Raw genomic sequence first — 23,047 nt, forward strand, 5'->3', positions numbered from 1 at the left:
GGATACGCTTACTTATGTCGAGACCCATCGCACTTGCTACCGCCTTGTTCTTTGCCACGTCTGCTTATGCAGATGCGCCACGTGTTGTAGCGGATATTGCACCGCTCCATTCGCTTGTCGCCAAGGTAATGGAGAATGTTGAAGAGCCAACATTGTTGATTGAAACGACGGCATCGCCGCATTCCTATGCGCTACGCCCGTCTCAAGCATCGGCACTCGAAAACGCGGACGTGGTGTTCTTCACGAGCCAAGGATTAACGCCTTGGATCATGACGCCGCTCGAGACGCTTGCGAATAATGCCTTGGTTGTTGAGGTTATGACGGAAGATTCCCTTGTACATTTTGAGTACCGCGAGTCGGGTGGAGATCATGATCACGAGCATGACCACGGCCATGGCGATGACAACGACGATGATGGTCATGACGAACATGGTCACGATGAGCATGAAGGCGAGGATCACGCGGATGAGCATAGCGACGATCATGCTGACGCGCATGACGCAGCCCATGGCGATGATCATAGTGACGAAGGCCTTGATCCACACGGTTGGCTTGACCCTGAGAACGCAAAGAGCTGGCTGAGCCAAATTGCTGACACGCTCTCGAAGCAAGACCCGGCGAATGCGAAAATCTATCGCGACAATGCGCAAACGGCTGCCAAAGAAATCGACGTGCTTACAGATGCTATCCGCGCGCAGCTAGAACCCGTGAAAGGCAAGCCCTATCTCGTTCTACACGACGCATTTCAATATTTTGATCGTCGGTTCGAGTTGGACTTCGCAGGTGGCATTGCGCTGGGCGATGCAAGTGCACCAAGCCCTGCTCGGATTGCTAAAGCTCAAGATGTTTTGAAGGACCGCAACGTCGCTTGTGTCTTCACCGAGCCACAGCAAAACGACAAGCTCGTCAAGGTTGTGATCGAAGGCACTGATGTAAAATTGGGTCAGCTAGATGCAATCGGGGCCAGACTTTCGCCCGGCCCCGAACTTTATGCAGCTTTGCTACAAGGTCTTGCAGACAGCTTTGAGATCTGCGCTGAAGGCTAACCCGCGATCATTTCAGATTGGCGCACGATGACTTCGGCTTGCTTGATTGACGCGATGTCCACCAAGCGGCCCTTGTACACTGTTGCGCCTTCGCCGTTGGCTTTTGCCGTTTCCATGGCTTCAAGAATTTCGCGAGCCTCGGTCACGGCTGCTTCGGATGGGGTGAAGACCTCATTTGACAGGGCAACTTGCTTGGGGTGGATGGCCCATTTGCCAACCATGCCCAGCGTGGCTGAGCGCAACGCTTGGGCTCGGAAGCCTTCCTCGTCAGAAAAGTCACCATACGGCCCATCGACGGGCAAAACTCCATGTGTGCGGCAGGCTGCAACGATAGCCGCTTGCGCCCAATGCCAAGGGTCAGACCAATAATTCGCGCCCTCATGGTGCATGTAATACCCGGCTTGTGTGCCACCAATGCCAGTTGTCGCCATACCCATGGAAGCAGCGAAATCAGCCGCGCCTAGGCTCATCGCTTGCAAGCGTGACGAAGCAGCAGCAATTTCTTCAACGTGCGATATACCGGCGGCGCTCTCAATAATGATTTCAAACGCAATTGGCTTTTTGCGCCCCATCGCAGCTTCGATAGAGGTCACGAGTGCATCGACTGCATAGATATCAGCCGCGCAGCCGACCTTTGGGATCATGATCTGATCAAGACGCTCGCCGCCTTTTTCAAGAAGATCAACAACATCACGATACCAATAAGGTGAATCAAGTCCGTTGATGCGCACGGAAAGCGTCTTGTTGCCCCAATCAACTTCACTGATCGCGTTAATCACATTCTCACGAGCGCTGTCTTTGTCTGATGGCGCAACTGAATCCTCAAGATCGAGGTTGATCACATCAGCAGCGCTGCCCGCCATCTTTTCAAAGATCGCAGGGCGCGATCCTGGCCCAAAAAGCTGGCAGCGATTGGGGCGGGCGACAGGAGTAGGTTGGATGCGGAAGCTCATGATGATTCTTTCGAGTAATTTAATTACGTTTTTCTTGGGTGCTGAGTTATTTCGTTACCGAGTTCAGTGCAAGATATTTTCTGCGACTGCATTGTGTTTGCTGCAATGCAGAGTTGGCTGGATTCTTGTGTAGCAAGAGATAAAATTGAAACTTTCGTCGATGAATTAGGTATTTTGCGCAATAAAATTCGAAAATTGATTCAAAAGTACGTGCAATCGAGAGAAAATCGCAAGCAATACGCTTCAAAAGTGATGCAACACCTGATTCCAAGGAGACCATCATGATCGAAACACCATATCTATTGTTTTTGGGCGATGCGCCTGATCAGCTTTCTGCAAAGGTTGCGCAAGGTATCAAAGACTGGCGCCCAGAGAATTGCGTCGGACAAATGCGTTTGCCCGGTTGTGGGACAGATGTTGGTTTGACCGAGATGACCTTGGAGGAAGCGAAAGCCGCCGGTGCCAAAACGCTAGTGATTGGTGTCGCGAACCGTGGTGGCATTATTAGCCAAGCTTGGAAAGAAGTGCTGATCGCCGCGATCGAAATGGGCTATGATCTGGCATCTGGCCTGCATAATCTTTTGCGCGATGAGGGCGATCTGGTGGCCGCGGCACAGGTTGCCGGTACAACGTTGCATGACGTGCGTGTTCCAACGGTTGGGTATCCCATCGCAAACGGTGTAAAGCGGACAGGCAAGCGTTGCTTGGCAGTCGGTACGGATTGTTCCGCAGGTAAAATGTACACGGCACTGGCCATGGACAAAGTCATGCAAGAACGTGGGCTTAAATCGACATTTCGCGCAACAGGTCAAACAGGTATCTTGATCACAGGTCATGGTGTTCCGCTCGACGCTGTTGTCGCGGACTTTATGGCGGGTGCGGTCGAGTACCTAACACCGGACAATGATGAAGATCACTGGGATATGATCGAGGGGCAGGGCAGCTTGTTCCACGTTTCCTACTCTGGCGTCACCATGGCCTTGGTTCATGGCGGTCAGCCAGATGCCTTGATCCTATGTCACGAGCCAACACGCACGCATATGCGTGGCTTGCCAACCTTCACGCCACCATCGCTTGAAACACTGCGCGACACAGCATTGCCTTTGGCGCAAGTGGGTAACCCCGCATGCAAAATCGTTGGCATTTCGGTGAACACACAGCATATGTCCAAGGATGAAGCCAACGCCTATTTGAAGGAAACAGAAGAGCGTATGGGCTTGCCAACGGTTGATCCATATCGCCATGGTGCAGATCGCCTGGTTGACGCGCTCGCCGCGATCTGATGCCTATAGCGTGCATTGGTTTGCCAGTGCACGCAGACACGATTTAAAGGAAGTCTTCATGCACATCGACGTCACGCATGACGTGTTCAAACTTGCGCAGGTGTTCACCATCTCGCGTGGCTCCCGCACGGAGGCTAAAGTTCTCACAGTGTGTCTGACCGATGGCCATGTGTCCGGTTGGGGCGAATGTGTGCCATATGCGCGCTACGGTGAAACGCTGGAAAGCGTCGAGGCGCAAATTCGCGCGCTTCCTGAGGATTTCAATCGACAATCTTTGTATGATCTGCTTGAGCCAGGTGCGGCGCGCAACGCCGTTGATTGCGCGCTTTGGGATTTGCAAGCCAAACAAGCTGGGAAACCTGTTTGGGAGCTGGCTGGCCTTGGCAAGCCTGGCCCAGAGATCACGGCGTTTACACTGTCGCTCGACACGCCAGAGAAAATGCAAATCCAAGCTGCTGAAAATGCGGCGCGACCTTTGCTCAAGATCAAGCTCGGCACACCCGATGATATGCCCCGCCTTGAAGCGGTTCGTCGTGGTGCGCCTAAATCGCGGATTATCATTGACGCGAACGAGGGTTGGACCGCGGAGGTTTATGCCGAGCTCGCCCCGCATCTTGTCGGCCTTGGGGTTGAGCTGGTCGAGCAACCGCTCCCCGCTGGTGAGGATGATATGCTGAGCGAGATAGAGCGCCCGTTGCCTGTGTGCGCCGATGAAAGCTGTCATGACCGCGCCAGCCTGCCCAAGCTAAAGGGCAAATACGATGTGGCAAATATCAAGCTGGACAAGACCGGTGGTCTGACTGAAGCACTTGCTTTGAAGCAAGACGCTTTGGCGCAGGGCTACGGTGTTATGGTGGGTTGTATGGTCGGATCTTCACTTGCGATGGCCCCTGCGACGCTGTTGGCGCAGGGTGCGCTTTTTACAGACCTTGACGGCCCGCTCTTACTGGCCGAAGACCGTGCGACACCTCTTGAGTTTGATGCTGATGGCGTCCACCCCCCTAAACCTGCCCTTTGGGGTTAAAGGAGACCGAAATGACCCGCACTGTATATGTAAACGGCGAATACCTTCCGGAAAACGAAGCAAAGATTTCCATCTTTGATCGCGGCTTTCTTATGGCTGATGGCGTGTACGAAGTGACCTCTGTGCTTGAGGGTAAGCTGATTGATTTCGACGGCCACGCTGTGCGGCTTCAACGCTCGCTTGATGAACTGGATATGAACAATCCAATCTCAAAGGAAGACTTGCTTGAGGTACACCGCGAACTTGTGCGCGCGAATGAGATTGATGAGGGCTTGATCTACCTTCAGATCACACGCGGCGCGCCTGATGATCGTGATTTTGTCTTCCCTGACCCGGAGACAACGCCACAAACAATCGTACTTTTCACGCAGAATAAACCGGGTCTCGCCAATGCTCCGACCGCGCAAAAAGGGATTAAAGTGATCTCTATTGATGATGAGCGTTGGGGGCGTCGCGACATCAAAACGGTGCAGCTGCTATATCCGAGCATGGGTAAGATGATGGCCAAAAAAGCAGGCAAAGATGATGCTTGGATGGTTGAAGATGGTTTCGTAACCGAAGGCACATCGAACAACGCTTATATCGTCAAAGGTAACAAGATCATTACGCGCGCTTTGTCGAATGAAATTTTGCATGGCATCACACGCGCTGCGGTTTTGCGTTTTGCTCGTGAAGCGCAGATGGAAGTGGAAGAGCGCAACTTCACCATCGACGAAGCAAAAGAGGCGGATGAGGCCTTCATCACCTCAGCATCTACGTTTGTGATGCCTGTGGTGGAGATCGACGATGTGTCACTTGGCGATGGTCAGGTTGGCTCCGTCGCGCCGCGTTTGCGCGAAATTTACCTTGAAGAAAGCCTTAAGAAAGCGATCTAAGCTTTTTTATTTAGTGAAACGCCCGCGTCTTGTCTAGCATTGCGCGGGCGTTTTGCGTTTTGTTAGCGCGCTTTCCCCTTGCGCAGAGGTCCGCTGATCCAGTTTGTAGCACTCAGAAAAATTTGTAATCTAGCGATTATATTGAACAAAAAGTAGGTGCGGTGATGCGGAAATTTCTTGGCATAGTGGTGCTGGCAGCGGGTGTTGGTGGTTTAGGATATTGGGGCGCGAAAGATCATGCGCTCGATATGCAAAACGCGATTTCGGAGCGGGCGACGGCCGCGGTTGCGGGTGCTGTGCACGGCATTGAAACAAGCGTAGAGGGCCGCGACATTCGTGTGACAGGTTTGGCAGACAGCGAAGCCGAACGTGACGCATTGCTCAGCGTGTTGAATGCGGTTGAAGGCCGTCGGGTCGTACTTGACGAAATTGACGTTTTGCCAAGTGCCGATCCCTACACAATCGCGGCGACCCGGAAAGATGGACAAACGCTTCTGCAAGGAAATGTACCAAGCGAAGCGATGCGCAGTGTTTTGATGGACACCGGCGCTGCGGGCGTGGAGGGCTTAACGCTTGCATCTGGCGCACCAGAGCGGTGGGAAGCTGCGATTGGCGCGGGTCTTGGTGCTTTGACGCAAATGGACGAAGGCTCTGTTTCTTTGACTGGACAGGCCTTGCGGTTGACGGGTCTTGTGGATCAGCCAAGTGATCGCGATGCTTTGATCGGTTCCATTGCTTTGCCTGATGGCTACACGTTGCAAAATGATATCGAAACCCGCGATGACGGCGCGCCAATCGCCTACACGATCAACTACGACGCATCTGAAGGTGTGAACGTTGATGGCAAATTGCCGAATGGTTTGGATCTTGCCCAAATCGGTGGAGCGCTGGGCGTGAGCAATATCAGCGGCGACGTCACAAACGCGATGGATGGCAACCCAAGCACTTTGCTTGCCGCGCTGGGCAGGCTGAAAGATTGGCTCCCTGAGTTCGACAGCGCATCTGTAAATGTGGGTGAAAGCGGGACATCAGTGGCTGGCGTCACGACGCCGGGCGTGAACGTTTCGCTTGTTACTGATGCCCTAGCGACGGATTTTGCGGACACCGCAACTCTGGATTTCAAACCGGCCAACAGTAGCGTGCAAAGAGGCGCAGAGCGGGTAAATGCCGCGACGGGGATCACAGAGCAATTTCAGTTTGGTTCTTGGTTGCCCAAAGCAGAGTTTAGACCTTCGCTTGCCAATTGCGCGAGTGAGGCGGACAAATTGCTCGCAACCACGAAGATCAATTTCCTGAGCGGATCCACTGATCTTGGCCCTCGTAGTCAACGTGCGATCAATGCGCTTGCGTCGATCATGGCGCGCTGTGTTGGTGCAGGGTTGGCGGTCGAGCTTGGCGGGCACACCGACAATACAGGGTCTGGGAACTATGAATTGAGCGCCGCACGCGCGGTCGTCGTCGGTGAAGCTATGATTGCACGCGGTGTCCCGCGCGAAGCGATTTCGGCGGTGGGTTTTGGCCCCAGTAAACCAATAGCAGACAACGCGACCGAAGCAGGCCGCGCCGCCAACCGCCGCACGACAGTGCGTTGGACGCAACAATAAGTTTTGAAAGGATAAGAGTATGTTTCGTGAATGGGGCTTTTTGGTAAGTGAAATGGTCGTGCTGATCCTTTTGGCAGCACTTCTGGGGCTGTTCGTTGGCTGGTTGATTTGGGGGCGCCGCAGTGCGGTTACGGTTGATACGAGCGAAGCAGATCGTCTTCGTCGTGAACTGGACGCTTGCAAAGCCAAGCATTCTGATAAAGACGCACGTATCGCTGCGCTAGAAGCCGATGTTGCGGAGTCTCGGGTTCAATCTGCGGAGTCTCCTCAGGTTGAGGGGGTCCAAGCTGAGGTCGAGCAGGTCGAAGCAGCTGAGGAAAATGCGGCGGTCGATTATGACAGCGACGGTGTGATCGAGGGAGAGAACGAAGGCGTAAAGCCTGCGACCCTAGATGCAGCGCGCGGTGGCGTTGCGGACGACCTCAAGCAAATCAAAGGCATTGGGCCGAAGATGGAAAAGATGTGCAATGCACTTGGCTTCTTCCACTTTGATCAAATAGCGGCTTGGACTCCGGCAGAAGAAGCGTGGGTCAATGCGAACCTTGAAGGGTTCAAAGGCCGTGTCAGCCGAGATGAATGGATTGCCCAAGCCAAGCTGCTTGCGGCAGGCAAAGAAACAGAATTCTCTAAACGCGTTGAAGGCGGCGACGTCTATTAAATGCGTTGCTCTGCGGGACACTCTCGCAGAGCAATACGCGTTAGCTCGCGTCCTTGTGTGACACTTCAAAAGCAGCTTTCTGCGCATCGGATGCGTCTGCTTGGTACTTCGCGCGCCACTCTGCAAAGGGCATGCCGTAGAACGCTTCTCGCCCTTCATCTTTGCTCATCTCGATCCCGCGCTCATTCGCAGCTTCTTGATACCAGCGCGATAGGCAGTTGCGGCAAAAGCCAGTTAGATTCATCATATCAATGTTTTGAACATCCGTGCGCTTCGCCAAGTGATCGCGCAGACGGCGAAACGCGGCAGCTTCAAGTTCGAGTTGCGTTTGTGCGTCCATTGGGCAGGCTCCTATCTATACGACTTTGAAGCAACATGTGGTCCACGCTGGCTTGGATCAAGCGCTAAACCGCGCGTGCTGTCGTTAATGTTCAACGGGTTTAGATGTGCTAGGCCCTAAAAAGGTCACCATCAATGCGGCAAACGTGATTGCGAAGACGCCGATCAACCCCATGGGACCGGGCACGGTGGAAAATAAGATCACGTCAAAGCCAAGCGCCCAAATCAAACCCGCAAAATCAAACGGTGCAAGGGTGCTTACAGGCGCGCGTGCTGTCGCTTCATTTGCAACAATATGCCCGATGCCACCCAAAAATCCTGCCAGCGCAAGCCAGCCAAACATCGTAGTGCTTAATGTGATCCAGCCGAACGCAATCGTTGCAAGTCCAACAACTGATCCGACCAAAGCAAGATAAAAAGCAATTGATGCGCTGCTTTCCGTTTGGGTCATGGTCTTGGTGTGGACCCTGACAAAGGCCATTGTGAACGCAAAGATCAAACCAGCCGCGACGCCGATCAAAGCGCCTTCGCTCGGCAGTGTGAACGCATCCCAAAGCAAAAAAAGAACACCTGTAAAGCCAAAAAATACCGCGCCAAAAATGTGTACCGTGAGTTTTTCTTTCAACAAAAATGCAGCAAGTGGAAGAACAAGGATAGGCGCGAGATAGCCAAGCGCCTGTGCGTTGGCCAAAGGCAGATATGCAAGTGCTGTGAAAAACATCGCCATGGCAAATATGCCAAGCAAACTGCGCGTGACATGCAGACGGGGATGTTTGGTGCGCAGCGCACTCGGAAATTCACGCCACCACACCATGTATAGGCAGATTGGGAACAAGGCTAAAAAAGAGCGCCAAAAGATCAATTGCCCAAGCGGCACAGTGTCCGCCGTCACGCGTACAGCAGCAGACATAGCTGTCATCAAAAAGGTCGCAAGAAGTCGCAGACCAATACCTGTTAAAAAGTCGTTGCGCGCGTTCATCCTTTTTTAAGCGACCACGTCAGAAAGCGCGCGTTCAAGCAATGGCGCTAGTCTTTGCGCCCATGCTTTTTGCTGCGCTTCAGTTTCGATCAGGTCATTGCGTAGCTCGATCAGGACATTAAGGTGCCCATGTCGCAGCGCATGCGTGTCCACCGCATCGCCGGGAAGATGTCCGGAATAAGGTTCATTGTCGCCAATCGACAGGTCCTTTTCGGCCTTCAAAATCTCCATCAAGGCCTGTGCAAGACGATCATCATCTGCATAAAGAACCCCGATCTCCCAAGGGCGTTTGGGGCGTCCTTTCAGTTGGGGCGTGAAAGAATGGATTGAAAGCAACACGGGATCATCACGCCGTGTCATTAAGGCGCTGAGCGCAGTGTGATAAGGACGGTAGCACGCAGCCATGCGTTCCTCTAGTTCCTCAGGCCCAGCGTGGCGGTTCGCGGGAATTATCGTGCCGTCGTAAAGTTTCATTAACAAAGTTGGGTCATCACTGCCGCGATTGGGATCAATCACAAGCCTTGAGAAATTTGAACAAATCACAGGACCATCAAGCAAAACGCCTAATTCTTGCGCAACCCCCGCCGCGCCAATATCGTAGGCGATATGACGGTTCATATCTTGCGCGCTTATGCCGAGATCACCACCATTCACGAACGCGGGCACGGTATTGGCGGCATGATCGCTTGAAACAGTCCATCTGCTCTTGCGCGTCGCGCCAAATTCAAAGAAAGGCTGGTAAGTCACAAATCTGTTTCCTAGCCGAATTAGATAACAGGATAGTTGCCGAGCGATCTGAAATGCGCAATAAGCGACACGAATTGTTAGCGATAACACTTTTGGACGAAAAGTGAAGGTCGTGTGACGCCGAAGTGGAATGGAAGAAAGATATGAAACGCGAACGCAGTGTAAAAATCGTAGCAACGCTGGGGCCAGCCTCTGACAATTACGAGATGATCCGTAAGTTGCATGAAGCGGGCGCAGATGTGTTTCGTCTTAATATGAGCCACGGAAGTCACGAAAAAATTGCTGAATTGCACGCAGCTATTCGCAAGGTTGAAGAAGACTTGGATAGCCCGATCGCGATTCTTGCGGACCTACAAGGGCCGAAGCTGCGCGTGGGCGAGTTCAAAAACGGCTCTGAGGAGTTGGAAATAGGCGCTGACTTCCGTCTTGATCTGGATGAAGCACCCGGTGATGTGACGCGCGTGACACTTCCGCATCCCGAGATCTTCGCAGCTCTTGAAGAAGGTGCTTCGTTGTTGGTGAACGACGGCAAGATTCGCTTGAAGGTAAAAGAGTGCGGCGCTGACTTTGCAGATTGCGAAGTTGTCATTGGTGGTACGATTTCTAATCGCAAAGGCGTAAATGTTCCTGATGTGGTTCTGCCTTTGGCGGCATTGTCCGAGAAAGACCTCGCCGATCTCGAGTTCGTTTGTGAGCTTGGTGTTGATTGGCTCGCTTTGTCATTTGTCCAGCGCGCCAAAGACGTCTGGGACGCGCGTGACCTTGTGAAAGGGCGTGCATCTGTTCTGTCGAAGATTGAAAAGCCTTCTGCGGTTAGTAGTTTCGAAGAGATCCTCGATGCGTCTGATGGCATCATGGTCGCGCGTGGCGATCTAGGTGTTGAGCTTCCTGTTCAGAACGTTCCGCCAATTCAAAAGCGCCTTGTTCGGAAGTGTCGTGCGGCGGCAAAGCCTGTGATCGTTGCGACACAAATGCTTGAGTCTATGATTGAAAGCCCAATGCCCACGCGCGCCGAAGTTTCTGACGTTGCGACGGCGATCTATGAAGGCGCAGACGCGATCATGCTTAGCGCAGAGAGTGCCGCAGGCGACTACCCGGTTGAAGCAGTTTCAACCATGGATAACGTCGCGCAAGAGGTGGAAAGCGATCCGACGTTTACGGAAGTGATGGAAGCGTCGCGCTCTGCGAGCCGGACATCTGTTGCTGATGGTATCGTTGCCGCTGCGCGCGAGATTGCGGAAACTACAGAGATCAAAGCAATTTGTTGCTTTACCCAAAGCGGTACGACGGCGCTTTTGACCGCGCGTGAACGTCCACGTGTTCCTATTATCGCGATGACGTCCCAACGCAGCACAGCGCGCCGGCTTGCGCTGACGTGGGGCACGCTTTGCGTGATGACTGATGAATTCAACCGCTTTAAAGGCGCTGTTGTCGCCTCAGCGCGTGCTGCGCGCGCCGGTGGTTTCGCTGAAAAGACTGATCAGATCGTTGTGACTGCCGGTGTACCGTTCAACGTTCCGGGGACGACGAACATTCTTCGTGTAGCACCCTGTGACGAACGTTTGATTTACGCCTCTGATCCAGAGTAGCATCCTTAAACGATACGTTTAGGAGTGCGATATGAGTTATGATCTTGCTTTGGTCTTAGGAATCGTCATTGCGGGGTTTTCAATTCCCGCGATTGTGTCTGCGTTTTCTGATAGCCGAGCACCACGCGCAGCATCGCTAATGGTTCTAATGGGGGGCGGCCTGATTGCTTGGGCCGTTATGGAAAAGCCGGGTGGATATACGATGGATCAAATCCCGGATGTTTTCATGAAGGTTGTCCGCGATCTCGTTGGTTAAACTTAACTCTTGCGGAATCTAATGGCCTGTCCTAAACGGCGATCTCTAATCCGCGCGTCCGGCTAATTTGGCATGCCGAGTGCGCGCGTTTCTACCGACCCGAAAGAGGAGACGGAAATGCCTAAGATGAAGACAAAGTCGAGCTGCAAAAAGCGGTTCAAAACAACGGCCAGTGGCCGCGTGGTCGCAGCTCAGGCCGGAAAACAGCACGGCATGATCAAGCGCACGAACAAATTCCTTCGCAATGCACGTGGTACAACCACACTCGCGGCTGCTGACGAGAAAATCGTCAAGTCGATGATGCCCTACGCTCGCTAAGGAGATTTGAGAGATGTCACGCGTTAAAGGTGGTACAGTAACCCACGCCCGTCACCGTAAAGTCGTCAAAGCAGCCAAAGGCTACTACGGACGCCGTAAAAATACATTCAAAGTCGCAGCACAGGCCGTCGATAAGGCGAACCAATACGCGACACGCGACCGCAAGAATCGTAAGCGTAGCTTCCGTGCATTGTGGATCCAGCGTATCAACGCTGCTGTGCGTAGCCACGACGAGGCGTTGACATACAGCCGCTTTATCAATGGTCTGACACTGGCAGGTATCGAAGTGGACCGTAAGGTTCTCGCGGACCTCGCAGTGCACGAGCCAGAAGCGTTCGCAGCAATCGTAGATCAGGCGAAAGCAGCAATGGCCGCGTAAGCACTAAAGCGATCTAAAGTATAGAGGGCCTCAACCAATCGGTTGGGGCCTTTTTCGTTTGTGTCTAAACAAACGGGACTTTAGCAATCTTGCGTGGATTTCGTGGCCGAGAACTTAAGGCCTGCGCACTGCGATGATCTTTCTCGACACGCTTGCAGCCCCTTTTGAACTTGAACTCTGACGTTTCCAGAAAGCCCTCGTTTAGCCGCGCAGCATACGTGGGCAGGCTGCTGTCGCAGTGCGTCCACCAATGTGATGTGGGTTCTGAATAAGCATCCAGACAACGCTCTGGCCTGGCGCTTGCGTGCGTGTGTAGGAACAACCGTTTGGTGCGATATACCACTGGCCAGTCTGCGCCAAAGCCTGTGTATTGAAGCTACGTGGCGCGACTTGCGCGTCCGCAGTTACAGCGCCGAAAGTGAGTGTTGCCGCGGTGAGAGCAAAAACGAGTTTCATAGGTTCTATCCCCTTATCTTGGCTTATCAATGAAGGTCCAGCAGCGGACCTTGACCCTACTTGCCGCGCGTTTGGGGCAGGGCTCGCGGCAAGAAAGTGGCGAAATTGGGCAGAACTTATGCGATTTTATTAAACAGACTGCGGCATCTGTGCGCCCCTGTCGCTTGCGCGCGCTGGGTCAAGCGGGTAACTCACGCAGTAACACAGTAGGCGAGGTCCGTGATGGATGATCTAAGAGAGAAATACGTTGGTTTGATCGCGGCTGCGTCCGATGAAAGCACGTTGGAAGATTTGCGCGTGCAAGCGGTCGGCAAAAAGGGCGAGATCAGCCTGCAGATGCGTTCGCTCGGCAAGATGAGCGCGGAAGAGCGTCAGATCGCAGGCCCGAAGTTGAACGCCTTGAAGGATGAGATTAACTCGGCTCTTTCAGCGAAGAAGACTGCTTTGGCGAATGCTGCCTTGGACGAACGTCTCAAAGGCGAATGGCTCGATGTAACGCTGCCAGCACGTGAGCGCCCTCAAGGGTCTATCCATCCCATCTCCCAAGTCACAGAAGAGGTCATCGCGATTCTTGCAGATCTTGGCTTTTCCGTCGCCGAAGGCCCACAGATTGAAAGTGATTGGTATAATTTTGATGCTTTGAACATCCCTGGCCATCACCCCGCGCGCGCAGAGATGGACACGTTCTACACGCACCGTGCAGAAGGCGATAACCGTCCGCCACACGTTTTGCGCACGCACACGTCACCTGTTCAAATCCGTCACATGGAAGCCAACGGCGCGCCGTGCCGTATCATTTGCCCGGGTCGCGTCTACCGCGCTGACTACGATCAAACGCACACGCCGATGTTCAATCAGGTCGAGGGGTTGGCCATCGACAAGGACATCTCCATGGCGAACCTGAAATGGACGTTGGAAGAGTTCTTTTCTGTCTTCTTCGGCACAGAAGTTAAAACCCGTTTCCGCGCCTCGCATTTCCCGTTTACGGAACCCTCCGCAGAGGTGGACATCCAGTGTCGCTGGGAAAACGGCTCTGTCAAAGTGGGCGAGGGCGATGATTGGCTCGAAGTGCTCGGCTCTGGCATGGTGCACCCCAAGGTTCTGCAAGCAGGCGGCATTGATCCGGCTGAGTGGCAGGGTTTTGCCTTCGGCATGGGGATCGATCGCATGGCGATGTTGAAATACGGCATCCCCGATCTTCGCGCGTTCTTTGATTCAGACCTGCGTTGGTTGCGCCACTATGGGTTTGCGAGCTTGCAACAGCCGAATTTGGCAACGGGGCTGTAATGGCTGCAATCCCCCCAGTTTTCGCAGACTTCATCGACGAGATGCGCGCTGAGGCCCCAAGCCTCGAAATCACGCAGATGTTCGGGAAGCCTTGTGCGAAGCTTGGCGGGGCCAAACCTGTGTTGTCGTTTTATCAAGACAGCATGGTCTTCAAACTGGGCGCAACGCGCGTTCAAGAAATTTATGCGTCCCATCCGGAGGCCGTGCAGTTTGACCCATCAGGCAAAGGCAGACCATTCAAGGATTGGGTGCAAGTGCCTGAGGGCATTGATACAGATTGGCAGGCTTTGGCGCGTGAAGCGCTGGGCCTTAGGTAACAGGAAACGACGCGATGAAATTCACACTGTCCTGGCTAAAGCATCATCTGGAAACAGATGCGACGCTTGATGGTATTCTTTATGCTTTGACTGATCTTGGTCTCGAAGTGGAAGAGGTAAGCAACCCTGCGGATGCTCTGAAATCCTTTACTTTGGCAAAGGTGAAATCAGCTGAACAGCATCCCGACGCGGATCGTCTGCGTGTATGCCAAGTGGAGACGAACGAAGGTCTTCAGCAGATCGTGTGCGGTGCACCGAATGCACGTGAGGGGATCACAGTCGTTCTGTGCAAGCCCGGCGATTACGTGCCTGGCATTGATGTAACGCTCTCGGTTGGCAATATTCGCGGCGTTGAAAGTCACGGCATGATGGCGTCCGAGCGCGAGTTGGAACTCAGCGAAGAGCATGACGGCATTATCGAGCTGCCCTCTGGCGAAGTCGGTGAGTTGTTTGTGGATTGGCTCTCGCAGAATGATCCGAGCAAGGTTGATCCGATGATCGAAATCGCGATTACGCCGAACCGTCCTGATGCTTTGGGCGTGCGTGGTATTGCGCGTGATCTGGCTGCGCGCGGGCTTGGCGTGATGAAGACAAATGAGGTTGATCCGGTGCCTGCGACGGTGGCATCTGAGCTGTCGGTCGTCATTGAGGACGATACTTTGGACGGATGCCCGGTCTTTTGTGGTCGTGTGATCACAGGTGTTAAGAACGGACCATCCCCTGCGTGGCTACAAGATGCACTGCGTGCGATTGGCTTACGTCCGATCAGCTTCCTTGTGGATGTCACTAATTTCTTCACTTACGATCAAAACCGTCCTTTGCACGTTTTTGATATGGACAAGGTCAAAGGCAACCTGCGTGTGCATCGTGCCAAGGGTGGCGAAACCATCGTTGCGCTTGATGACAAGGAATACACCCTGCACTCTGGTCATATGGTCATCTCGGATGACAATGGCGTAGAAAGCATCGCGGGTGTGATGGGTGGTTTAGAAAGCGGATGCACCGAAGAGACGGTCAATGTCTTTGTGGAAAGCGCCTATTGGGATCCGATTCAGATTGCCTACACGGGTCGTGCTTTGAAAATCAATTCCGACGCGCGCTACCGCTTTGAGCGTGGCGTTGATCCTGCATTCACACCTGTTGGCTTAGAGCATGCGGTGCGCATGATCGTAGATCATGCCGGTGGTGAAGCGTCTCAGCTGATCCAAGCGGGCGCGGTGCCGGATGTATCGCGCAGCTATAAGCTAGATACGGATCGTTGCTCATCCTTGGTTGGGATGGAAATTGCGGCAGATCGTCAGAGGACTATTTTGGAGTCGCTCGGCTTTGTGATGGATGGCGATATGGCGGCCGTTCCAAGTTGGCGTCCTGACGTGCAAGGCGAAGCAGATCTGGTTGAAGAGGTTGCGCGCATTGAATCCCTCACAGGTCTAGTAGGTAAGCCTTTGCCGCGTTTGCACGATGGCGTCACGCGCGCGATCCTGTCGCCTGCTCAACTGCGCGAACGCGCGGCGCGGCGCACTGCAGCTGCACTCGGGTACAATGAATGCGTCACCTATAGTTTTACTGATCAACCCTCTGCCGCGTTGTTTGGTGGTGGGTCTGACGCGACAATGTTGGCCAATCCAATCAGTTCTGAAATGAGCCATATGCGTCCGGCACTACTGCCCGGTTTGCTTCAGGCGGCTGCGCGCAATCAGGCGCGCGGGGCGATGGATCAAGCTTTGTTCGAAGTGGGCACCGCGTTTCATGGTGGGGAGCCGGGCGAACAGCATGTTCAGGTTTCGGGTTTGATTGTCGGGCGGACAGGGCCCAAAGATGTGCATGGCGCGGCTCGCGGTGTCGATGTATTTGATGTGAAGGCCGATGCAGAAGCGATCTTGGCAGCAATTGGTGCTCCAGCGAAAGTGCAAATTCTGCGCGGCGCAGAGGAATGGTGGCATCCCGGGCGTCACGGCAAGATTTGTTTGGGTCCTAAAAAAGTCATGGGCGTATTTGGTGAAATCCACCCGCGTGTTCTGGCCGCAATGAACGTCAAAGGGCCTGCAATGGGCTTTACGATCTGGCCTGCTGAAGTGCCTTTGCCAAAGAAGAAAAGTGCGACGCGTCCTGCTTTGGTTCTGCGTGATCTGCAAGCGGTCGAGCGTGACTTTGCCTTTGTCGTGGACGCAGATGTTGAAGCGTTGACGTTGGTAAATGCGGCTGCGGGCGCAGATAAATCGCTGATTGAAGACGTGCGTGTGTTTGATGAGTTTATCGGTGGGTCACTTGGTGAGGGCAAAAAGTCCATCGCAGTGACAGTGCGTTTGCAACCGTCTGAGGCGACCTTGAAAGAGGCGGAGATCGAAGCAGTTGGTGCGAAGATCATCGAAAAAGTCAGCAAAGCAACGGGCGGGGTTCTACGAGGGTAGCGAACTTAAAAGTTTCGATGCCTCCGGCGGGGATATTTTTTGAGAGAGGAAAACGAGATGCTAAAAGTCTATTTGTCAGGTGAGATACACACGGATTGGCGCGAGCAAATCATTGAAGGCTCGAAGGGTCTTGATGTGTCGTTTTCTGCGCCAGTAACGGATCATGCTGCGAGTGATGATTGCGGCGTTGCGATCCTTGGTGAAGAGCCAAACAAGTTTTGGCATGATCATAAAGGCGCGCAGATGAATGCCATTCGCACGCGCAAGGGTATCAGTGATTCCGACGTTGTGGTCGTGCGGTTTGGTGAGAAGTACAAACAGTGGAACGCGGCGTTTGATGCGGGTTATGCAGCGGCGCTAGGCAAATCACTGATTATTCTGCATCAAGATGAACATCAGCACGCACTTAAAGAAGTTGATGCTGCGGCCCTTGCCGTTTGCAAAGAGCCGCAACAAGTCGCTGATATTTTGCGCTATGTTCTTACGAGCAAGCTACCCGGTTAAGTTGGGCGGGCAGGGGTGGCCCTGCCTTTTTGAACGGCGGGCCTGTTGAGGAAACGTTTTAGATACGCCACAGCATTTTTGTGATCTTCCCAACCAAGCACATCGCGCGCGCCATAAAATTCAAGCGAACCTAGCCAAGGTGCGATGGCGATATCTGCGATGGAGTAGTCGCCAGCGATCCAGTCTTGACCTTCGAGCTGTTTGTCAACGACGGCCAAAAGGCGTTTGCCTTCGTCTATGTAGCGCTGACGCGGGCGCGGATCTTCGATCTGTGCACCTGCAAACTTGTAAAAGAAGCCAAGTTGACCAAACATCGGGCCGAGTCCGCCCATTTGGAACATCAACCACTGCGCGATTTTGGCCTTATCTGTTGCACTAGAGCCGATGAGCTTTCCTGTTTTCTCAGCCAGATACAAAAGTATTGCACCGCTTTCGAAGAGCCCGATAGGCGTGCCATCAGGTCCATTTGGATCAACAATGGCTGGGATCTTGTTGTTTGGATTCAAAGATAAAAAAGCGTCACTTTTGACGTCTACGTCTGACAGTGTGACCAGATGCGGTTCGTAGGCCAATCCCATTTCTTCAAGTGCAATGGATACTTTCACACCGTTGGGCGTTGGAAATGAATAAAGTTGAATAATGCTGGGATCTTTAGCGGGCCAGCGCTGGGTAATCCCAAATTCGTTTAGCGAGGTCATAATTCGTCTCCTTCTGATTTTGACGAACATAGGCGCGTTTTCCCATTAAAACAGTGACAAGTCTGTGCGAAATCAACATATGTGATCTGCGAAAACACAAAAAAAGAAAAGCGCACGACTAGGGTAACGGAAATAAAGGGACTTAAAATGATTAAAGAATTCAAAGATTTCATCGCCAAGGGCAATGTCATGGACATGGCGGTTGGTATCATCATTGGTGCGGCGTTCACGGCAATCGTGACATCGCTTGTGGGTGATTTGATCAACCCGATTATCAGCCTCTTTATGGGCGGCATCGATTTTGCGGGTCAGTACACGTTGTTGGGTGAGGGCGAGTATGGCTCGATCACAGAAGCGGAAGAAGCAGGCGCAGCAGTCTTTGCTTGGGGCCGTTTTATCATGGCGATCATCAACTTCCTCATCATCGCATTTGTTGTGTTCATGCTTGTTAAAGCTGTGAACAAAACAAAGAAGGCGGAAGAGCCAGCACCAGAGCCAGCACCAGCAGGCCCAACTCAGGAAGAGTTGCTCGCGGACATTCTTGCGGCTTTGAAGAAGTAAGCTAATGTTATAACAGTTTTGAAAGGGCGGCTCCTGTTTGAGCCGCCCTTTTTCTTTATTTAATTGCCAGTTGGGGTGAAATCACATCCAAACCAAGGGCCTTGCCAACGGCAAAATAGGTTAATTGACCCGCATGAACATTTAGCCCTTCCAACAGATGAGGGTCATCCGCGCAGGCCTGTTTCCAGCCTTTATCGGCAAGTGCGAGCATGAAAGGCATCGTTGCATTACCAAGTGCAATCGTAGACGTGCGCGCCACAGCACCAGGCATATTGGCAACACAGTAGTGCATAATGCCATCCACATCGTAGATCGGGTCATCATGCGTTGTCGCTTTGGACGTCTCAAAGCACCCGCCTTGGTCAATCGCGACATCTACGATAGCCGCACCTTGCTTCATGCTTGAAAGCTGTTCGCGGGTAACGAGCTTTGGGGCAGCTGCGCCAGGGATAAGAACGGCTCCAATAACCATATCCGCTTGTGCGACCAATTCAGCGGTGTTGCCCGCACTGGCATAGCTGGTCTTGAATGTGCCGCCATAAACGTCATCAAGATATCGCATACGCGGTAAAGAACGGTCCAGTACGGTTACATCTGCACCCATTCCAGCCGCAATACGCGCAGCATGTGTTCCAACAACGCCACCGCCAATGACAGCGACACGCGCAGGACCAACGCCAGGGACGCCGCCCATCAAAACACCGCGCCCGCCGTTTGCCTTTTGCAGCGTCCATGCGCCAACCTGCGGAGCGAGACGACCCGCAACCTCCGACATCGGGGCAAGCAAAGGTAAACCACCGCTGCGATCCGTCACTGTTTCATAAGCAATCGCCGTGCAGCCAGACGCGAGCAGATCCTTTGTTTGCTCCGGATCAGGGGCAAGATGTAGGTACGTAAACAGGAGCTGGCCCTCGCGCAGCATCTTGCGCTCATTTGCTTGAGGCTCTTTTACTTTCACGATCATATCCGCTTTGGCAAAGACGTCGCTTGCGGTGCCCGCTATTTCTGCGCCGGCTGCAATGTAGTCTTCATCCGTGAAACCCGCACCGACGCCTGCACATGTCTGCACCAACACACTATGACCATGTACGACAGCTTCATGCGCCGCGTTTGGGGTCATTCCAACGCGGTATTCCTGTGGTTTGATCTCTTTTGGGCACCCAATCTTCATTTCGCATCTCCTCCCTGTACGATTTGGATCGAAGATGCCAAGGAAGAAGCGGAAAGTGTTGTGAAAGTATGCCTATGATAGGGTATAAGTTCGCAAGATTCTTCGAACGACTTAACAGAATTCGCAAGGAAATTGATCTTATGAGCTTGGACACAACAGATAAGCGTATACTCCGAGCCTTGCAGAAAAGCGGGCGCATGTCGAACGCGGCGCTCTCTGAAGAGGTGAATCTTTCGCCCTCGGCATGTCACAGGCGCGTTCAGCATTTAGAGGCTGATGGGTATATTCGTGACTATGTCGCGTTACTTGATGCTCGTAAAATCGGTGTTCCTTCGACGGTTTTCGTAGAAATTACACTTCGTGGCCAGGCAGATGATGTGCTTGATGCTTTCGAAAAATCAGTCGCACGCATTCCTGATGTGTTGGAATGCCACCTGATGGCAGGTTCAGCGGATTACCTACTTAAGGTTGTAGCGGAGGATACGGAGGATTTTGCGCGCATTCATCGTCAGTACCTTGCTCGGCTTCCCGGTGTCGCGCAGATGCAAAGTTCGTTCGCGTTAAGGACCGTATTCAAAACGACGGCACTGCCAGTTTAGGATCAACAAAAGGCGCTTCTTGTCAAATTTCAGACATTATTAGTACCTAGAGAATAGCTCTGTGTTTTGGTCGGCGTGATGCGCGGCTGAATTGACACAACGTGTAACCTGCTCAGTCAAAACATGTTTGATGACTCGCTCCATGCACGGCAAACGGGTAAGGCATGGGCGGTCTAGAGGAACGAAATTGCGATGAAAAATTTTCGAAGTCTCACGCATATCTTGCGCAGCTTTAGTGTTTCCTGCGCAGTCTTGTTGCCTACGATTGTTGCCGCACAAGATGTGGTGCAGCTTGGGTATGGGCGACTCATCACAAATGATTTTCTTGGTGATTTGAAGGATCGTGGCCAAACCGGTTCTTATGTCTCGAGCCGTATTTTGGGCAAAGCTTGGAATGGCTCACTGCCAGACCGCGCTGGTGAAATTCTCGAATTCCGATTGCAGGCAGACGTTAAAGCGCCGGATGATCTTGTCACACCTTTTGCAGGTGATAGGCCCTTTGCAGGATCTCTAAGTCTCGGATTACACACGCATTATCAACATGCTGGGTTCGATGTCTCCTATGGTGGCGAGCTGGTCGTTGTGGGTCCACAGACGCGTTTGGACCAGTTTCAAACCGCGCTTCATGATGGGCTTGGCGTTGCACCTTTGTCAGCCGGAACGCGCGCAAATCAGATTGCAAACAAGACCTACCCAGGCGCTGTTGTCGAATTTAGCAAGCCTTTTGATGTTGGTGTCCGCTCCCGATTGCGCCCATTTGTTGAAGGTCGCGTGGGCGTTGAAAACCTTATCCGCGCTGGTGTGGATTTCGAGATCGGCGAGCTGACGCGCGGAGATCTGATGGTTCGTGATAGCATCACTGGGCAACGCTACCGCACGATCTTATCAGATGGTGCTGGTCTGTCTTTTGTTGTCGGCGTGGATACGGCCTTTGTAGGCGAAAGCGTGTATCTACCTGCGTCTCTTGGTCTGACATTAACAGACCGTCGCGACCGCGCGCGCGCGGGCGTACATTGGCAACGCAAGAATACCCATGGCTTCTTTGGCGTGACCTATTTGGGTCGGGAATTTACAACCCAATCGGATGAACAGGTTGTTGGCTCAATCAGGCTCGGTTTGAAGTTCTGAGACATTCTAGCCACAATCTCTAGGTGCAATTGAGAATATTCTTTCCAGCTTAAATTTCGTTTGTTAACCTTTTGGTAATAAAAAAAGACGAACGAGGCAGGACTAGAGTATGAAAACGGGCTTTCGAGGCACGTTTGTCATTTCATGGTCGCAAACAAAGTTAGACGGTATGGGGGCTGTTCCACTGCAGTCCTTGGATGTTGGTACGGCTTGGAGCTGGACCGGAGACGCAGTGCGCGTTGACGGACCTGCGGAGCTGTTGCGATTGGATGAGGCAGACGGCGATGCGAGTATTCGCAAACGCGCAGCAAAAATGGTGCGCAAGCTGGTTGGCGCTGCGCTGACGGATGAGAAGAACTTACAGAGTGTCGAGGTAGAGCATCCGATCCGGGACAGTAGTTTCGTGGTCACTGATGGGGCACAAAGCTATACTTTGACGGTAATTGATGTGGCGGGCAGCAAGGCACCGCTTTTGATGTTCCTTGACGAGATGCCACCCAAGAACGTTGATTTATGGGTCGTTCACCACACGATTGATATCCGTGGGCAGGACATGGTGTCTGTATCATCCGGCGGTGTGATTTGTTTCACGCCGGGGACGATGATCGATACGCCATCAGGGCCACGTGTGGTAGAAGAGCTGTGTGAAGGCGATCAACTCCAAACGCGCGATAGCGGGGCGCAATCTATTGAGTGGATTGGATCACGACGCATGACTGGGGCACGTCTGTTTGCTATGCCAGAACTGCGCCCTATCCGCATTCGCGCCGGCGCGTTTCAGTTGGAAAAGCCTGATCAAGAGTTCTTGGTTTCGCCAAACCACCGCATGTTGGTGAAAGGCGCGATCGCGAGAGATTTGTTTAACACATCAGAAGTGCTGGTTGCCGCGAAAGACTTGGTGAACGGGTCCAGTGTGATGCGGGATACACAGGTGAAAGAGGTAACCTACATTCACTTGATGCTTCCCAAACATGAAATCGTGTTGGCGAACGGCGTAGAAACGGAAAGTTTCCATCCTGCCTCTACAGCGCTGTCGACCATTCCTGAAGCGGACTTGGCGCGGTTGTCAGACGTGAATAGTGGCATTGAAGCTGACCCGAACAGTTATGGCGGGTATGCGCGCCGTATTTTGTCACAATCCGAAGCGGCAATCTTGGCACATCAAGCTGCGTAACGACATTGTGCGCCCCGAAGAGGGGCGCGCAGGTTTTGTTCATCAAAATTTGATGAACCTTTTGAGGCGCTGCCTCAAACTCCGGAGTTTTCTAGGAAACGTGAAGGCTTTACTCTTTCTCCGCGATGACAGCGCGCAAGATTTCTTTGGCGTTGTCTGACGCCCAATCGGCATCACCGCGCAAACGCGCTATCTCAGCGCCGTCGCGATCAAGAATAACAGTAATTGGCAAACCAAGCACAGCCATATCGCGCGCTATTTTTTGCTTTGGATCGCGGTGTAGTGGCAGGTTGTCAACGTTGATTTCTTTAAAAAAATTCTTCATCGCTGGGGGCGTGTTGCGGCCCGTGGCCAATGTGACGACTTCAAAATCATCACCGCCGAGTTCTGTTTGCAGCTCTGACAGCATCGGCATTTCTTTTCGGCACGGTGCGCACCACGTTGCCCAGAAATTTAATAGCACGACGCGCCCTTTGTGATCGGCGAGTGTGCCCTCACTGCCATCGTCTTTTACATATGGGGTGTCGGAGGTGGCTTTCGGCTCTGTATGGAAGTTGAGCTTTTTCATATCGCCCTCGCGCATTGCTGCGATCTCACTTAAATCAGCGTGAACAATTTGTGGCGCAAGGTTTGCACCCATCAACAGAGCGGTATACATCAGCGCAGCAACAGCTTTTTTCATTTTCCCTCC

At 52.9% G+C, this 23,047-nt stretch carries 26 protein-coding genes; 18 read left to right on the forward strand and 8 right to left on the reverse strand.

Annotated elements, in window-relative coordinates; all coding sequences use genetic code 11:
• Positions 1-14: 14 nt before the first annotated feature.
• The gene (locus ACTG3Z_RS05850) at positions 15-1,046 is read left to right on the forward strand and encodes a zinc ABC transporter substrate-binding protein (RefSeq protein ID WP_439141866.1); all 1,032 of its coding nucleotides are present in this window, start codon (positions 15-17) and stop codon (positions 1,044-1,046) included.
• Here ACTG3Z_RS05850 and ACTG3Z_RS05855 read toward each other — a convergent pair.
• Positions 1,043-1,999, reverse strand: coding sequence for an L-malyl-CoA/beta-methylmalyl-CoA lyase (locus tag ACTG3Z_RS05855; protein ID WP_439141867.1), 957 nt, complete (start codon positions 1,997-1,999; stop codon positions 1,043-1,045). The two genes, ACTG3Z_RS05850 and ACTG3Z_RS05855, sit on opposite strands and share 4 nt — an antisense overlap.
• Before the next feature lie 281 nt (positions 2,000-2,280).
• On the opposite strand from ACTG3Z_RS05855, the gene dgcN reads away from it, so the two are divergent.
• From dgcN to ACTG3Z_RS05880, 5 genes are all read left to right on the forward strand, one after another.
• The gene (gene dgcN / locus ACTG3Z_RS05860) at positions 2,281-3,282 is read left to right on the forward strand and encodes an N-acetyltransferase DgcN (protein ID WP_439141869.1); all 1,002 of its coding nucleotides are present in this window, start codon (positions 2,281-2,283) and stop codon (positions 3,280-3,282) included.
• Between the two features lie 58 nt (positions 3,283-3,340).
• Positions 3,341-4,306, forward strand: a complete 966-nt coding sequence (dgcA, locus tag ACTG3Z_RS05865; protein ID WP_439141870.1) for an N-acetyl-D-Glu racemase DgcA — start codon at positions 3,341-3,343, stop codon at positions 4,304-4,306.
• Positions 4,307-4,317: 11 nt separating this feature from the next.
• Positions 4,318-5,181, forward strand: a complete 864-nt coding sequence (locus ACTG3Z_RS05870; protein WP_439141871.1) for a D-amino-acid transaminase — start codon at positions 4,318-4,320, stop codon at positions 5,179-5,181.
• A 164-nt stretch (positions 5,182-5,345) separates the two neighbouring features.
• Entirely contained in the window at positions 5,346-6,785 is a 1,440-nt protein-coding gene (locus ACTG3Z_RS05875) for an OmpA family protein (RefSeq protein ID WP_439141872.1), read from the forward strand.
• A 19-nt stretch (positions 6,786-6,804) separates the two neighbouring features.
• A complete protein-coding gene (locus ACTG3Z_RS05880) occupies positions 6,805-7,443 on the forward strand; it encodes a hypothetical protein (RefSeq protein WP_439141874.1) in 639 nt (212 codons plus the stop codon).
• Between the two features lie 40 nt (positions 7,444-7,483).
• Here the strand turns inward: ACTG3Z_RS05880 and ACTG3Z_RS05885 are convergent, their stop codons facing one another.
• From ACTG3Z_RS05885 to ACTG3Z_RS05895, 3 genes are all read right to left on the reverse strand, one after another.
• Positions 7,484-7,783: a DUF1244 domain-containing protein gene (locus tag ACTG3Z_RS05885; RefSeq protein WP_439141876.1), complete on the reverse strand. Its 300-nt coding sequence runs from the start codon at positions 7,781-7,783 to the stop codon at positions 7,484-7,486.
• Positions 7,784-7,867: 84 nt separating this feature from the next.
• On the reverse strand, positions 7,868-8,761 hold the full coding sequence (locus ACTG3Z_RS05890; RefSeq protein WP_439141877.1) for a DMT family transporter: 894 nt from the start codon (positions 8,759-8,761) through the stop codon (positions 7,868-7,870).
• Between the two features lie 6 nt (positions 8,762-8,767).
• The gene (locus ACTG3Z_RS05895; RefSeq protein ID WP_439141879.1) at positions 8,768-9,508 is read right to left on the reverse strand and encodes an N-formylglutamate amidohydrolase; all 741 of its coding nucleotides are present in this window, start codon (positions 9,506-9,508) and stop codon (positions 8,768-8,770) included.
• Positions 9,509-9,651: 143 nt separating this feature from the next.
• Here ACTG3Z_RS05895 and pyk point away from each other — a divergent pair, with 143 nt between their 5' ends.
• The 4 genes from pyk to rplT all read left to right on the forward strand — a co-directional run bounded on the left by pyk (position 9,652) and on the right by rplT (position 12,050).
• Complete coding sequence (pyk, locus tag ACTG3Z_RS05900) at positions 9,652-11,097, forward strand: pyruvate kinase (protein ID WP_439141880.1); 1,446 nt, start codon at positions 9,652-9,654, stop codon at positions 11,095-11,097.
• 31 nt (positions 11,098-11,128) lie between these two features.
• Positions 11,129-11,353: a hypothetical protein gene (locus tag ACTG3Z_RS05905; protein WP_439141881.1), complete on the forward strand. Its 225-nt coding sequence runs from the start codon at positions 11,129-11,131 to the stop codon at positions 11,351-11,353.
• Positions 11,354-11,470: 117 nt separating this feature from the next.
• Entirely contained in the window at positions 11,471-11,671 is a 201-nt protein-coding gene (rpmI, locus tag ACTG3Z_RS05910; RefSeq protein WP_375264335.1) for a 50S ribosomal protein L35, read from the forward strand.
• Positions 11,672-11,684: 13 nt separating this feature from the next.
• Complete coding sequence (gene rplT, locus ACTG3Z_RS05915; RefSeq protein ID WP_072632075.1) at positions 11,685-12,050, forward strand: 50S ribosomal protein L20; 366 nt, start codon at positions 11,685-11,687, stop codon at positions 12,048-12,050.
• Positions 12,051-12,251: 201 nt separating this feature from the next.
• Here rplT and ACTG3Z_RS05920 read toward each other — a convergent pair whose 3' ends face one another.
• Positions 12,252-12,506: a hypothetical protein gene (locus ACTG3Z_RS05920; RefSeq protein WP_439141883.1), complete on the reverse strand. Its 255-nt coding sequence runs from the start codon at positions 12,504-12,506 to the stop codon at positions 12,252-12,254.
• Between the two features lie 222 nt (positions 12,507-12,728).
• Between ACTG3Z_RS05920 and pheS the strand changes: the two genes are divergently transcribed.
• The 4 genes from pheS to ACTG3Z_RS05940 are packed head-to-tail and all read left to right on the forward strand — an operon-like array spanning position 12,729 to position 17,025.
• A complete protein-coding gene (pheS, locus tag ACTG3Z_RS05925; protein ID WP_439141884.1) occupies positions 12,729-13,793 on the forward strand; it encodes a phenylalanine--tRNA ligase subunit alpha in 1,065 nt (354 codons plus the stop codon).
• Entirely contained in the window at positions 13,793-14,110 is a 318-nt protein-coding gene (locus tag ACTG3Z_RS05930) for a hypothetical protein (protein ID WP_439141886.1), read from the forward strand. Before pheS ends, ACTG3Z_RS05930 begins: the two co-directional genes overlap by 1 nt.
• Before the next feature lie 14 nt (positions 14,111-14,124).
• Positions 14,125-16,521, forward strand: coding sequence for a phenylalanine--tRNA ligase subunit beta (gene pheT / locus ACTG3Z_RS05935; protein WP_439141887.1), 2,397 nt, complete (start codon positions 14,125-14,127; stop codon positions 16,519-16,521).
• A 57-nt stretch (positions 16,522-16,578) separates the two neighbouring features.
• Positions 16,579-17,025 (forward strand): YtoQ family protein, encoded by a 447-nt coding sequence (locus ACTG3Z_RS05940; protein WP_439141888.1) that lies wholly within the window; start codon positions 16,579-16,581, stop codon positions 17,023-17,025.
• Here ACTG3Z_RS05940 and ACTG3Z_RS05945 read toward each other — a convergent pair.
• On the reverse strand, positions 17,022-17,723 hold the full coding sequence (locus ACTG3Z_RS05945) for a glutathione S-transferase family protein (RefSeq protein ID WP_439141889.1): 702 nt from the start codon (positions 17,721-17,723) through the stop codon (positions 17,022-17,024). The two genes, ACTG3Z_RS05940 and ACTG3Z_RS05945, sit on opposite strands and share 4 nt — an antisense overlap.
• A 147-nt stretch (positions 17,724-17,870) precedes the next feature.
• Between ACTG3Z_RS05945 and mscL the strand changes: the two genes are divergently transcribed.
• The gene (mscL, locus tag ACTG3Z_RS05950; RefSeq protein ID WP_439141890.1) at positions 17,871-18,284 is read left to right on the forward strand and encodes a large conductance mechanosensitive channel protein MscL; all 414 of its coding nucleotides are present in this window, start codon (positions 17,871-17,873) and stop codon (positions 18,282-18,284) included.
• A gap of 55 nt (positions 18,285-18,339) precedes the next feature.
• On the opposite strand, the gene ald is transcribed toward mscL, so the two are convergent.
• The gene (gene ald, locus ACTG3Z_RS05955; protein WP_439141891.1) at positions 18,340-19,455 is read right to left on the reverse strand and encodes an alanine dehydrogenase; all 1,116 of its coding nucleotides are present in this window, start codon (positions 19,453-19,455) and stop codon (positions 18,340-18,342) included.
• Between the two features lie 140 nt (positions 19,456-19,595).
• Between ald and ACTG3Z_RS05960 the strand changes: the two genes are divergently transcribed.
• The 3 genes from ACTG3Z_RS05960 to ACTG3Z_RS05970 all read left to right on the forward strand — a co-directional run bounded on the left by ACTG3Z_RS05960 (position 19,596) and on the right by ACTG3Z_RS05970 (position 22,356).
• Complete coding sequence (locus ACTG3Z_RS05960) at positions 19,596-20,054, forward strand: Lrp/AsnC family transcriptional regulator (RefSeq protein WP_439141892.1); 459 nt, start codon at positions 19,596-19,598, stop codon at positions 20,052-20,054.
• A 192-nt stretch (positions 20,055-20,246) separates the two neighbouring features.
• Entirely contained in the window at positions 20,247-21,182 is a 936-nt protein-coding gene (locus ACTG3Z_RS05965) for a lipid A-modifier LpxR family protein (protein ID WP_439141893.1), read from the forward strand.
• A gap of 109 nt (positions 21,183-21,291) precedes the next feature.
• Positions 21,292-22,356 (forward strand): Hint domain-containing protein, encoded by a 1,065-nt coding sequence (locus ACTG3Z_RS05970; RefSeq protein ID WP_439141894.1) that lies wholly within the window; start codon positions 21,292-21,294, stop codon positions 22,354-22,356.
• 109 nt (positions 22,357-22,465) lie between these two features.
• On the opposite strand, the gene ACTG3Z_RS05975 is transcribed toward ACTG3Z_RS05970, so the two are convergent.
• Entirely contained in the window at positions 22,466-23,038 is a 573-nt protein-coding gene (locus ACTG3Z_RS05975; protein WP_439141895.1) for a TlpA disulfide reductase family protein, read from the reverse strand.
• Positions 23,039-23,047 lie beyond the last annotated feature (9 nt).

The organism is Planktotalea sp., assembly GCF_965659345.1.
Classification (GTDB): Bacteria; Pseudomonadota; Alphaproteobacteria; order Rhodobacterales; family Rhodobacteraceae; genus Planktotalea.